Raw genomic sequence first — 12,309 nt, forward strand, 5'->3', positions numbered from 1 at the left:
GCGGATAGCGCGTCATGCGCCGGCGCCGGCTTCTGCTCATGATCGTGTTTGCTGTTGTGGCGCTGGGTGCGCTGCTTTCGGCAGTCCGTTCGCAGGGTTATCTGCAATTTCTCGAACTCGCCGCCTATGACCTGCTGGTGTCGCGTGCCCAGCCGCGGGTCGATGCGCCGCTCGCCGTGGCGCTGGTGCTGATCGACGAGACCGATATCCAGTCGCTCGGTAACTGGCCGCTGAACGACGAGCAGTTGCGCGAGGTGTTGCAGCAGGTTCTGGCATACGACCCGGTCGTGGTGGGCGTGGACATCTACCGTGATCTGGCGGTCCCGCCGGGGCATGCGAGCCTCCAGGCGTTGCTGCGCGACGACCCGCGGATCATCGCAATTGAAAAATTTCCGGAAGCGGACCGGCCCGGCGTCCCGGCACCGCCGATTCTGCGCGATACCCAGCGGGTCGGGTTCTCGGACCTGCTCACCGACCGCGGTGGTATCGCTCGGCGCAATCTGCTGTTTCAATCGAACGCCGAGCGCACCGGCTTTGCGTTTTCTTTGCGCCTCGCGCTGGCCTACCTCGCCGAACGCGACATCCATCCGATGCCGGACGCGGATAATCCCGCGTACATGCGTCTGGGCCCGGTGACATTCGTCCCCCTGGGTGAACACTACGGCGGTTACCGCACATTGGATGACGGTGGTTACCAGACCATGTTGCGCTATCGCAGCGAGCCTTCGCCGTTCACGGTGCACACCCTGCGTGCGTTGGACGAGGGGCGGGTCCCGCCCGGGGCCTTTGCCGGTCGCGTGGTGATCCTCGGGGTGGCCGCCGAAGGTGTGAAGGATTACTTCGCGACACCGTTTGCGATCCTGGAGCATGCACGTGGCATGCTCGCCGGATCCGTAGTGCACGCCCACGCGACGCAGCAGTTCATCGATGCGGCGCTGCTCGGCCGCGACGTGTTGCACAGTTGGGATGAGCCGGTCGAGTTCGCGTGGCTCTGGGCCTGGCTGGTGGCCGGCTTTCTGGTCGGCTGGTTCGCCGGGCCGTCGTGGCGCTTCGTGCTCTTCGTGCTGATCGGCGCGGTGGCCGCGGTCGCCGTCGCGGTGTTGGCATTCCGTGCCGGTTGGTGGGTGCCGCTGGTACCCAATCTGCTCGCCTGGATGTTCGCCGCGGCACTCAGCAGCGCGCTGCTCGCGGCGCACCGGCATCGTGACCAGCAGGCGTTGATGAGCCTGTTCTCGCGCCACGTGTCGCCGCAGGTGGCGGACACCATCTGGCAGCGCCGCGACCAGGTGCTGGCCGACGGGCGGGTGATCCCGCGAACCTTCGCGGTCACAACGCTGTTCACCGACCTGCAGGGTTTCACCGCGATCTCCGAACGCATGCCTCCGGAAGCGTTTCTCGAATGGTTGAACAGCTATCTGGGCGCATTGACGGACGTGATCATGCGCACCGGCGGGGTCCTCGATGACTTCGCCGGGGATGGGATCAAGGCCAGCTTCGGGGTTCCGTTCTGCGAACCCGGTGAGACGGTCGAGCAGGCCCGTCGCGCGGTGCACTGTGCCCTGGCGCTGGGTGTCGAATTGACGAGCTTGAATCGCCGCTGGCGGGATCAGGGGCGGGATGGCGTCGCGATGCGAATCGGAATACACACCGGGCCGGTGGTGGTCGGTACCGTCGGCAGCGCTTCCCGGATGAAGTACACCACGGTCGGGCGCAACGTGAACCTGGCCTCGCGTCTCGAATGCCTGAAGGAATCGCCCTGTCCGGATCCGCTCGACGATGCACGCAACTGCCGGATTCTGGTCAGTGCCGACACAGCGGCCCTGGTGGCGGCGGAATTCGAGTTACAGGACATGGGGTTGTATGATCTGCGGGGAATCACCGAACCCGTCCGCGTGTTCCAGATAGTCGGACCGAAATCAGAGGAGTAGATCATGCCCACGACCAGAACAGGCAGCATGCTCGCGACCCTTGTGTTGGTCTGCGCACTGCCGGCATCGGCCACCGAGGAGCAGGCCGCGCAACAGCCTGCGCAGCAGGCCGCGCCGGCAACCCCGGCATTCGTCTATCAACCGCCCAACCGCGGGGCGCCCGCGGAACGCGTCGGGGGAGGCACCCGCAGCATCAGCCAGCTCGAAGTGCTGGCGCCCGGACATACTGCGCTCACGACCCAGGCCACGCCACGTCTCTACTGGTACATCAACCCCGGCTTTCGCAACAAGGTGAGGTTTCGCATCGGCGAGGCCGGCGTGACCCCCCCGCTGCTCGAGATCCTGCTGGAGCCGCAGCCGAATGGCGGGATTCAGCACATCGACCTGGCCGCACACAAGGTTCGCCTCGAGCCCGGCAAGTTGTACGAATGGGGGGTGCTGCTCGAACCCTTCCCTCACCAGCGCATGCCGCCGCTCGTCTCGCTCGGTCGGATCGTGCTAGACGATTCGGCAGCCGGTACCTTGGCGCAGGTGGATGTCAGGCAGCGTCCCTATGCTGCCGCCTACAAGGGGTTCTGGTACGACGCGCTGGATGGCGTGTCGCAACAGATCGAGTCCGCGAATGGTGATCCGCAGTTGCGCCTGCGCCGCGCCGGTCTCCTCGACCAGGGTGGGCTGCAGACGGCGGCCTCCTACGAGCGTGAGATGGTCGGGTACGCGCGCTGACCGGTGTCAGTCGGCGGCCCGTTCTGCCGCCCGGTCGTTCGCAACCCGCCGCTCCGCCTCAGCCATGATCACCTTGCGCAACTGTGGTTTGCGCTCGAACAGCTGGTGTAGGTGTTTGGCGTCGAGTTCCAGAAGTTCGGCTCGGGTCAGCGCCACCACGGTCGCTGAACGTGGACGGTGGTATAGCAGACCGAGTTCTCCGAAGTGATCGCTCGCGCTCAATCGGCAGGGTGCGCGCGGTAGCTCGACCTCGAGTTCGCCGGAGACGATGAAATACATGCTGTCGGCGACGTCGTCTTTGTGAAACACGATTTCGTTGGCCGTGACTTCGACCGGGTTCAGCAGTGTCGCGATGTCCGCGATCTCCCGCGCGTTCAGCGACTCGAAGATGGGCACCTTCGCCACCAGGTGCCAGGTCAGCATGAAATCGCGCCGCTTGCGTTCCTCATAGAACGCCGAAGCGAGAATGCCTGCCGGCAACGCGAAGGTGCCGACGCCGAGCAACATGATGACAACCCCCAGCATCCTGCCCATCGGTGACACCGGCACCACGTCGCCGTAGCCAACGGTGGTCAGGGTCGCCATGCCCCACCACATCGCGTGCGGAATCGATGCAAAGCGATCCGGCTGATGCTCCTGCTCGAGGATGTAGACCAGCGACGATGCCATGAACAGCATCGTCAACATGATCAGCATGACCGCGAACAGTGTTCGCCGTTCGCGTTTCAGGACCCTGCCCAGGGCGCCGACCGCCGGCAGATGGTGCGTGATCCGCAGCAAGCGAAGCAGCCGGATGGTGCGCAGGAATCGCAAGTCGACCGGCGTTCCTGGAGCGAGGAAGTAGGGCAGAATTGCTGCGAGGTCGGCGAGCATCACCGGGGACAGCATGAAACGCAGGCGTCCACGCAGTGGATCGGTGTACAGACCTTCCGGGTCGAGTGGCGCGGTCCAGACACGCAGCACGTACTCGAATGCAAAGATCGCCATCGACCCCTGTAGCAGGATGTCGAGGGCGCCCGCGTGGCGGGCGGCGAACGTCGGGACCGTCTGTACGACGAAAGCGGCGATGTTGAGCGCAATCAACACGATCAGCGACATCTGCACGACGGCGGCGCCACCGCCGCAGCCGTCTTGGCGTTCCAGGCATGCGTATGCCTGAACCTTGATCCACTTCAACCATCGAATGTCCGGCATCGCTCCGGTCGCCTGCCCCGCGTCGCCTGCTTGGGTCAAGGATAGCAGTGCGGTCGCTTGGATCTCAGGAAGCCTGTATGCGGCGTGTCATCCGGGCGATGGAACGCTCGACCCAGTCGGTTGCGACGCGGTTGGCAAAGGTGGGCCGCCGTCATCCCTGACAGCGGCACTTGATCGTCGAGTGAGACCGCCGCCCTCCAGGTGGCAGTCGCCGTGGCACAAGGTCCTCAATCGATCGAGCCAATGCTGATCTTCTGCTTGTTCAGCAGACCCGACTGGTTCTGGTTGACGCGGTTCACGTACACGCGGGTGCGTCCGTAACCGATCAGGTTGGAACCCTCGACCGCCCCGATGTTGGCCTCCTGCTTGTTGAGCAGGCCGCTCTGGCGCTGGGTCACCGAGGTAACGCGTGCATTGGTGTCTACTGCGCCGATGACGTTCGATCCCTTGACCGAGCCGACGTGCAGGGCCTGCTTGTTCAGGAGGCCAGACTGGCGCTGGTCGGCACGCTCCACTTGTGCGCGGGTCGATACCGAGCCGATCACATTCGAGTCGCTGACCGAGGCGAAGGTCGCTTCCTGCTTGTTGAGCAGGCCCGACTGCGACTGCGATGCGCGATTGACGTGTGCATTGGTCTCGACACTGCCGATCACGTTGGAGCCGGCGTATGCGGTGCCTGCGACAACGCACAGTGCCGCCAAGGCTGCAGCGAAGGTATATTTCATGGTCGTTCTCCCTTTATCAGTTTGTCTGGTGTTTCAGGGCGGCATGCGCCGACCTGTTGGGAAGAATGATAGGGAGGTGGCCGGTGGCGCTGACGGAACCAAGGCGCACGCCGCGTGTGAAATATTCACCCTTGCCTTGGTGCCTGTGCCCCTCCGTCGACCCAGCGATCCGCGTCGGGATGCAACGACTGCCAGTCACCCAGCGGGCGGTTGCCGCGGGATGAGCGGCATCTCCCGCTCCAGGAGTCCCGGCCATGCCGCCTCCCAACAGCAGGTGTGGTCGAACCCTGGAATGATCTCGAGCTGGGCGCCGGGTTGTCCCATCAGCCCCTGGCGGACCACGTCCGGCGGTACCTGCCGATCGTCGGCGCCCACCCAGTGCCGCTGTCGGACACGGGTGGGCAGGGGCGCTAGCTGTGCAGGGTCGAGCGAGCCGTGCAGCGGGCTGTAACCATGCTCCGCGGTCCATGCCCGCAGGTCGAGATTCGCCGCCAACGTGACCACCTCGGTGACCTCCTCCAGTCGCGCCGCCATCAGCATCGCGAGGCTGCCGCCGCCGCTGAATCCAATCAACACCAGGTCACGCGCTCCATAACGCGCTGCCGCAGCGCGGACCGCCGCGACCATGCTGTTGACCACCGGCTCGCTGTAGCGCCCGTGCGTCCAGATCCACGGATGGCACTGTCGGGCGTCGTAGACTCCCAGGTAGCAGGGGCGGCCCATATAGACCGCGGGCCCATGGTCTCGCGCCATCAGGCGGAGCAGCAGTGGATTACGCGCGGTCGGGTCGAGGGCGGGCCGGCCGGTCCCGCGCCAGGGGATGCCATCGCCATCGATGTAGACGTGCAGCGGACGGGCTGGGGATCTGGCCTGTGCCGCCGCGCTATTCGCGTAGACGCGGTGCCGGAAGCGGTCGCCGCTCAGCTCCAGCGCGCTGAAGCCGAGCGTCGCCGCGGTGTGGTTGTAGTTGCGCAGCCCGGTACTTTCGCAGCCGCCGAGCAGTATCAATACGAGAGCAGCGTGGGCGAACCTCAGCGCTGGCACTCGGATTCTGAGCCGCTGGCGCATCGCCGGCCGTCAACCCAGGTGACCTCGCCAAGCCGTGCCGCATCAAAATCCGCGTTCACGAACTGCGCACCCGTCAGATCCGCCCGGGTCAGGTCCGAACCGGAGAACACCGCATTGACCATCGTCGTCGAACGCAGATTCGCGCCGGTCAGATTGGCATTGATGAAGTCCGTGTTGACCAGATTCGCGCCCTCGAGGCGTGCGCCCTGCAGCGAAGTGCCGTCGAAAGTCGCGTTGACCAGATCCGCGTTGGCAAGGTTGGCGTTGTCCAGCTTGGCCTTGTCGAAAGTGGCGTTGTCGAGTTGCGTCCCATCCAGTTGCGCATCGCGCAGATCGGCCCCGTCGAAGCGGCCGGCTGTAAGCCTGACGCCACTCCACTTCACACCGCGCAGGTCCTTGCCCTTGCAATCCATCGCCGGCGTCGGCTTGTCGGGCTTGCACGGCTTCGGGCCGGTAATCACCGTGCCGCTGCCCGAGTTGCCGATACTCAGCACCTGCTGGTTGCCTTTGCTGTCGTTGTTGATGATCAATACCTGGTCGTTGGCGACCGAGCCCGGTGGCGAATCCTGGCTGATGGTGCCGTTATAGACCGTGGTCCCGGCGAATGCGCCAGCGGCCAGCGCCAGGGCCGTCAGGCCCAGCGCTGTCTTCATTTGGTTCATGGTCGATCTCCTGTTCCGTCAGTTGAGGTAGTTCTTCGGGACGAACAGGAAATCTCCCGACTCGTGACCCGCGTACTTGATCGGTGCGTACTCCGGCACCTGTTCCACTTGGTAACGTGTCGCCTCGAATGCGACCCGCGCGGAGACTTCGCGGTACACGCGTTGTCCCTCTGTAATATCGTTGACGTCGCGCAATACGTTCAGCAGTGCCTTGGCGAACACGGAGTGTTGTCCACCGCCGCCGTCGAGTACCGGCGCCAGGCCGCCCGAGGTCATCGCCGTGCGCGAACGCATCTTCCACAAGGTCTTCAGCCAATGGCTGCGCTCGTCTTCCGACTGTCCCGCGTCGATCTGGGTGAGTGCGGAGCGGGTCAGCGCACCCGAGTAACACGAGTCCGCGATCATCAGCACATGGCGTACCGACATGGCGTTCAGGATGTCGGTAATCGACACATTCGAAATCCAGTTCGCGGTGTTCTGTGCTTCGGCATCGACCGGCAGCCAGTGGCCGCGCAGGTTGACCCGGTCGAGTTCGCCGTGTCCGGCGTAGTACACCAGCAAAGAATCCTTATCGGTCAGTTCCTTGCGCATGCGATTGAGCGCCGACAGGATCTCGTAGCGGTTGGCGTTCAGCAGCAGCGTGACGTCGTAGCCAAACCTCTCTTTCAGGACGGCGGCCACCTCGCGCGCGTCGGCCGCTGCGGTGTCGAGATCGGGCAGTGTCTCGTAGTCCTGGTTGCCGATCACCAGTGCGTAGTACTTTCCAACCTCGACGTCCTTTAGCGGATTGATCGGTTTCGCGATCATCTGCTCCTTGTCCGCGCCGGCGATCAGGCTGAACGCGAGCGTCGTGCGTCGTCCCTGTTTGTCGACCGCGACGACATTCACCGGTGTCTCTTCCGCCGCCAGCAGGACGTCCGTTTCGAACAACCCGGTGGCGTCATGCTGTGTGCGTATGCCATTGATGTTCAGGGCATACAGACCGGCCGGCGCGGTGACCTGCCCGACCACGGTGCGATGTTTCAGGCCGCGTTTGATCGGGATCCGGTTGTCCGCGGTGCCACGCACCGTAAGCAGCGGCGGGTCGATCAGCTGGATGCTCGGCGGTGCGACCTGTTCGTCGGATTTTGCGACTGCGGTCCGGGACTTGGACTGCTGCTCCTCGAGCTGCTGCAGTTTCTGCTTCAGCTGGTCGGATTCCTTGCGCAGGTTCTCGACCATCGTCTGCTGACCGGACAGTACCTGTTCGCGTTCCTGGAGTTGCAGTTCGAGTTCCGCGAGGCGTGCACCGGATTCGCCGGCCTTGCGCTTCTGGGTTTCGAGCTCGGTCTGTGCCTCGTACAGCGCCGCTGCACGTTTCTCCGCCGTTTCACGCGCCAGTGCGAGGTCGGCCTGCGCGTTGTCGAGGGCCTGTTTGACGCGCTCCAGGTCACCCTGTTTCGCGGCCTTGGTCTTCGCCAGCTGGCCGCTGAGTTCGGCGACCTTGTTCTGCAGCCGCTCGACAGCGGCTTCCTGTTGACCGAGCGCCTGTTCGCGTTCGGCCAGGCGACCGGCCAGACGCTTGATATGCGCGTGCGCTTCGTCGTCCTTGACCTGGTCCTTGCTCAGCGCAGCGAGGTCGGTGCGGGTCTGGGCCAGCAGTTGCTGGTTGGTCGCCGCCTGTTGCTGATACTGCTGCAGGTCTTTCTGCGCCCGTTCCAGCTGGGTACGCACGAGATTGAGTTGCTCGCGCTGGGTGCTGCCCTCGGTCTGCAGCAACAGCAGGTTCTCCTGTTGCCGGCGTGACTGCGATTCGAGCTCCTTGATCTTTTCCTGGCGCTGCGCCAACTCGATACGCTGTTTCTCGAGTTCGCGGCGGCTGGCCTCGAGCTGGCGACGCTGATCCGCGCTCATGCCGGATGTGGGCGACGGCAGGGCGTCCAACTTCTTACGTTGCTGATGCAGCCGCTGCTCGCTGTTGCGCAGGTCGCGACGTGCCTTCTCCAGTTGGTTGCGCGAGCGGTCCAGGTCGTCTCGCAGTGAGTCGATCTGGGCCCGCTGTGCGTCGAGCGCCTGGCGGTCGATCATCACCGCGTCCGGCAATTCCGAGGCCTTGCGATACCAGGACAAAGCGGCCTCCGGATCGCGATCGACACCGAGGCCTTTCTCATACAGAAACCCGAGATTGATCTGTGCACGGGGGTGACCCTGATCGGCCGCCTTGCGGTACCAGGCCGCCGCCAACGTGTAGTCGGGCGGGCCGCCCAGGCCGCGCTCGTAGATCTCGCCGACCTTGTTCTGCGCATCCGCATCGCCTTCGTTGGCCAGCGGCATCCAGATATTCAGCGCGGTCTGGTAGTTGGCACGGTCGTACGCCACGTACTCGCCGCCGCGGATCTGACAGTCGTGCACCGTGGTCTGGATCGGACGGCGGGCGGTCTGATAGGTCAGGCGTGACCCGAGCTGTCGTATCTGGCCCGGGAGCAGACAGTCGACCACCAGCAGGTCGTCGGCGTTCGCCCCACGCACCTCGCCAGAGGTGCTGCTCACCCTGGATTGGTCGACGCAGGCGCCGAGCAATCCAGCGGTGAGCGACGCCGTCGCGAGAAGGATGTGTGCCTTATTCATATCCGCCACCCCGCAGCTATTCGATCGTCAATCCCGGATGTCGTACTTCAGCGCACAGAAGGTCTCGCCGAACTGCATCAGGCGCAACTTGCCGTGCTTACCGCTGTTGGAGTACAGCTCCGGTCCGGACAGGTCGTTACCGCGTGTCTTCCAGTCCCGCTCGTCGACAATCAGCCTGCCGTTCTGCCAGCAGCGGATCACCGAGTCGGATGCATTGCGCTGGCTTTTGTCGACCGAGGTCGGCAGCTCCTGTTTGCCGGAAGCGCGCTGCAGTTCATCGCCGGCCGGTTCGACCTGTGCGGTGACTGCGGCGGCACCTTCCATTTTAGACACTCCAGCCATTGCGTAAGTGCCCCAGAGGCCCACTAGCAGTATCGGTGCCAGTGCCGTAAGTGTTTTATTTGACAACGATTTCAAAGTACTTCCCTCCCAGTTGATCCCCGACCACAGTCTCGAAGGTGGACTGCACCTGTTTCAGTGATTTCACAGGGAGATTCTCGAAATCGGTCCCTTTCACCTCGTGCGGCAGCTTCGTCATCACCGGCTGCGGCGAGGAGAAGCACGCCATCTGCTCGTTGCGTTCACTGGCGTACAGCTTGAACGGCAACTTGCCCGGCAACGTCAGTGGCTCCTTGGCCTTGACCAGCGAATCCGGCGTGAAGCGGTTCGGGAAGAAGCGCTGGATGCTGCCCTTGGCGTCGGCGAAATAGCAGAACACGTGTGCATCCGTGCTCGGCTGGATCACGACCTCGAAGCGTTCGCCGCGCTTGAGCGATCCCTTGGCACCGCTCGCATAGCGGATATCCAGCGACGCCACCTGCGACGTGGCAACCGGTTGTGCGGCGACCGCGGTCGGTTTCTCCGGTACCGGCTTGTTCAGCAGGGCGTCAAATACCTCGCGATTGATGTTGCCGGTCGGTTCCATGCCGAGCGCCGCCTGGTAGTCCTTGACCGCCTGGGTCAGCTGGGCGTTGTACTGCCCGTCGACCCCGCCGCTGTAGAAGCCGCGGTTCGCCAGGTGCATCTGGAAGTACTGGACGATCTGCTGGTCGGCGACCAGGTTGTAGTACCAGTCGTACACCTCGTTCTGGATCTCCGGCTTCTGCGGATCTATGCCCATACAGGTCCAGTACGGCGTCTTGGTCAGCTTGCCGACCAGTTCGATGCTCGCCAGTTCGATGAGGTTGCGCATCGCCTGCGCATCGCCCTCGGAACGGGTGAGGTTCATGCTGAAGTTGACACCGAACTTGCCGATCGAGGCGTCGGCGTCGACGCCTTTGCCTTCCTTGAAGATCACGATGGTGTTCTTCGACACGACCCCGGGGATCACCGAATAGTCGCTGGTGTTCATCACCGCGAGATCCAGTGCCATCACCGAGGCATTGGCGGTCTTCGCGCCACCGATGCCGAATTTCTCGATGTTCAGGCCGCCGGCGACATCCTTCGCCGCGACACTCTTGTCGAGCTGGCTGATGGAGCCGCGGATATCGTACTGCGGTACCACCGCATACGGCGTGGTCTGGTTCGCGCTGGCCAGGAAGGACACCAGGTTGCCGGAGTCGTTGCCGAACGCGATCAGGCGGATTGCATGGCTGCGCCGGGTCATCTCCGAGATGGCCGAGATCAGCATGTCCTTGGCGCCGACCTTGACCTTCTCGGTGCTGTCGCGAATGTCCTCGACCAACATCGAGATGTCGTACACCCCGTAGTTGATCATCAGGTTGTCCATACAGCGCAGCGCAGGCGAGAAGTTGGTAATCGTGCGCTGAGGCACCTCCTCGGGGCCTTTGAGCAGCTTCGGCAGCTCTTCTTTTACGTCCTGCTTCACGGGGGCGCAGCCGACGACGGTAGAGCAGGCCAGCGCGGCCATAAAGGCGCGTGCATTAAATTTTGGTTTGTTCATTTTCTATCCTCCGCCGCCGGCACGTCTTGCGCATTCACCGACAGTTGTTCTCCTGAATTACCGGGCCTTCGATCACCACCACGACGTTGCGTGGTACCGGCTGTCCGACACCCGTCTTGACGTTTCCGATGCTCAAATCGCTGCATCCGCCCGCGCTGGTGGCGCCGCCCGACGAACCCTCACCAGCCTGTTCCGCGCGCATTTGGGCCTTGGCCCGCGAGATGGTTGCAGCATCGCGCACGTCGCCGACTTCCATCACCGAGACCCTGCCGACGCTGTCGGCATGCGCCGTAGCGCCGAGTGTCAGCGAGCACACCAGGCCATAGAGGCCGAAACGGATCGTCGAGCGACACATATTGCGTGCAATGTGTTTCATCATAGTTCTCCAGTCCCAGTAACCGGCATCTGCCGACTTAGTTTGCCGCGCGGAACTGCACCCGGCGGTTTGCCGCCGCGAACGGGTTGGTGCTGTCGATCGGCAACGCCTCACCATAACCTTTCACGATCAGCTGTGACGGGCCAATGCCGTGCATGCTGACCAGATACTCCTTGACTGCGGCAGCGCGGCGCAACGACAACTGCTCGTTGTAGCCCTCGGCACCGTAGGCATCGGTGTGTCCTTCGACCACCACCGAAACACCGTTGGTCATCTTGATCCCTTCGGCGATTGCGTCAAGCTGCGGCTTGTAATCAGGCGAGATATCGGCCGAATTGAATGCGAATTCAACCGGAACGCCAATCGCATCGTTTTTCGGCGCGGCGACCTTGGCCAGACCGGCTTCGACCTTGTCGTCCTTGTTATACACCGGGTCGAGGCTGATGCCGCGCATTTTCGGTGCGGACGTGCCTCCGCTGAGGATGCTCGCCACCTCGCCGGCCTGCGGTATCTCGCCCTGTCCGTACATGCGTACACCACCGGCTTCGACCGTGCTCGCAGCGAGCACCAACGCCGGACCCAGGCACCAGTAAAAAGCTTTCTTTTTCATCGTATCCTCCGAATAATCGTCGTGTTTGCGTTGATCCCGGCAGCCGCAGAGCTGACGCTGCCTTGATTTAGGGGAAAGTCTATCCCAGGCCCCTGGTGCCCCCAGCGACAAAGTACGCCGGGATTGTGTGCGAAATTTCACACGCGTCCGGCGCATGAATCGCCCGATGGTGGGTCAACGCAAGCCACCGCAGACCGGCTATTCTTTCCGGTGGGTGGCCCGTCGCACGTTCGCCCGTCGTCTTCCGGACTGGAGGAATGCTGTGATGCGGCAGAACTGGCGTTATTCGGTGATCAGTCTGTCTGGGTATCCCGGATCGTCGCCGGGTCGCCTTGTCCGCGAGATCAATGGGCTGGCCCTCGAGCTGTCACTGAATCCGCCGCCGATTGTAGCTGAGCGTCGCGATGCGTTTCGTGCATCGGGATCTGTCTCGATGCTGCGACGAGACAAGACCCTGCAGTGCGAGTCGCGCGCGACGTCCCGTGACCCGATCCATGTCCGGGCGGCACG

Annotated in this window: 11 protein-coding genes; 2 read left to right on the plus strand and 9 right to left on the minus strand. The window is 63.5% G+C overall.

What is annotated here, in order from left to right; all coding sequences use genetic code 11:
* Window positions 1-38 precede the first annotated feature (38 nt).
* The gene (locus H6955_16080; GenBank protein ID MCP5315078.1) at window positions 39-1,928 is read left to right on the plus strand and encodes an adenylate/guanylate cyclase domain-containing protein; all 1,890 of its coding nucleotides are present in this window, start codon (window positions 39-41) and stop codon (window positions 1,926-1,928) included.
* A gap of 3 nt (window positions 1,929-1,931) precedes the next feature.
* Window positions 1,932-2,654 carry a DUF928 domain-containing protein gene (locus tag H6955_16085; GenBank protein ID MCP5315079.1) on the plus strand — a complete coding sequence of 241 codons (723 nt, stop codon included), beginning with the start codon at window positions 1,932-1,934 and terminating at the stop codon, window positions 2,652-2,654.
* 6 nt (window positions 2,655-2,660) lie between these two features.
* Here H6955_16085 and H6955_16090 read toward each other — a convergent pair whose 3' ends face one another.
* From H6955_16090 to H6955_16130, 9 genes are all read right to left on the minus strand, one after another.
* Complete coding sequence (locus H6955_16090) at window positions 2,661-3,848, minus strand: ion transporter (GenBank protein MCP5315080.1); 1,188 nt, start codon at window positions 3,846-3,848, stop codon at window positions 2,661-2,663.
* 227 nt (window positions 3,849-4,075) lie between these two features.
* Window positions 4,076-4,573: a hypothetical protein gene (locus tag H6955_16095; protein MCP5315081.1), complete on the minus strand. Its 498-nt coding sequence runs from the start codon at window positions 4,571-4,573 to the stop codon at window positions 4,076-4,078.
* 195 nt (window positions 4,574-4,768) lie between these two features.
* Window positions 4,769-5,617 carry an alpha/beta hydrolase gene (locus H6955_16100; GenBank protein ID MCP5315082.1) on the minus strand — a complete coding sequence of 283 codons (849 nt, stop codon included), beginning with the start codon at window positions 5,615-5,617 and terminating at the stop codon, window positions 4,769-4,771.
* The gene (locus H6955_16105; GenBank protein MCP5315083.1) at window positions 5,605-6,303 is read right to left on the minus strand and encodes a pentapeptide repeat-containing protein; all 699 of its coding nucleotides are present in this window, start codon (window positions 6,301-6,303) and stop codon (window positions 5,605-5,607) included. Before H6955_16105 ends, H6955_16100 begins: the two co-directional genes overlap by 13 nt.
* An 18-nt stretch (window positions 6,304-6,321) precedes the next feature.
* Window positions 6,322-8,910 carry a caspase family protein gene (locus H6955_16110; protein MCP5315084.1) on the minus strand — a complete coding sequence of 863 codons (2,589 nt, stop codon included), beginning with the start codon at window positions 8,908-8,910 and terminating at the stop codon, window positions 6,322-6,324.
* A 27-nt stretch (window positions 8,911-8,937) separates the two neighbouring features.
* Window positions 8,938-9,234 (minus strand): hypothetical protein, encoded by a 297-nt coding sequence (locus tag H6955_16115; protein MCP5315085.1) that lies wholly within the window; start codon window positions 9,232-9,234, stop codon window positions 8,938-8,940.
* Window positions 9,235-9,307: 73 nt separating this feature from the next.
* Window positions 9,308-10,813, minus strand: a complete 1,506-nt coding sequence (locus H6955_16120) for a DUF4384 domain-containing protein (GenBank protein MCP5315086.1) — start codon at window positions 10,811-10,813, stop codon at window positions 9,308-9,310.
* 34 nt (window positions 10,814-10,847) lie between these two features.
* Window positions 10,848-11,189: a hypothetical protein gene (locus H6955_16125; protein MCP5315087.1), complete on the minus strand. Its 342-nt coding sequence runs from the start codon at window positions 11,187-11,189 to the stop codon at window positions 10,848-10,850.
* 37 nt (window positions 11,190-11,226) lie between these two features.
* Entirely contained in the window at window positions 11,227-11,799 is a 573-nt protein-coding gene (locus H6955_16130; protein MCP5315088.1) for an OmpA family protein, read from the minus strand.
* Between the last annotated feature and the right edge of the window lie 510 nt (window positions 11,800-12,309).

This window comes from Chromatiaceae bacterium, assembly GCA_024235395.1.
Classification (GTDB): Bacteria; Pseudomonadota; Gammaproteobacteria; order Chromatiales; family Chromatiaceae; genus Thiosocius.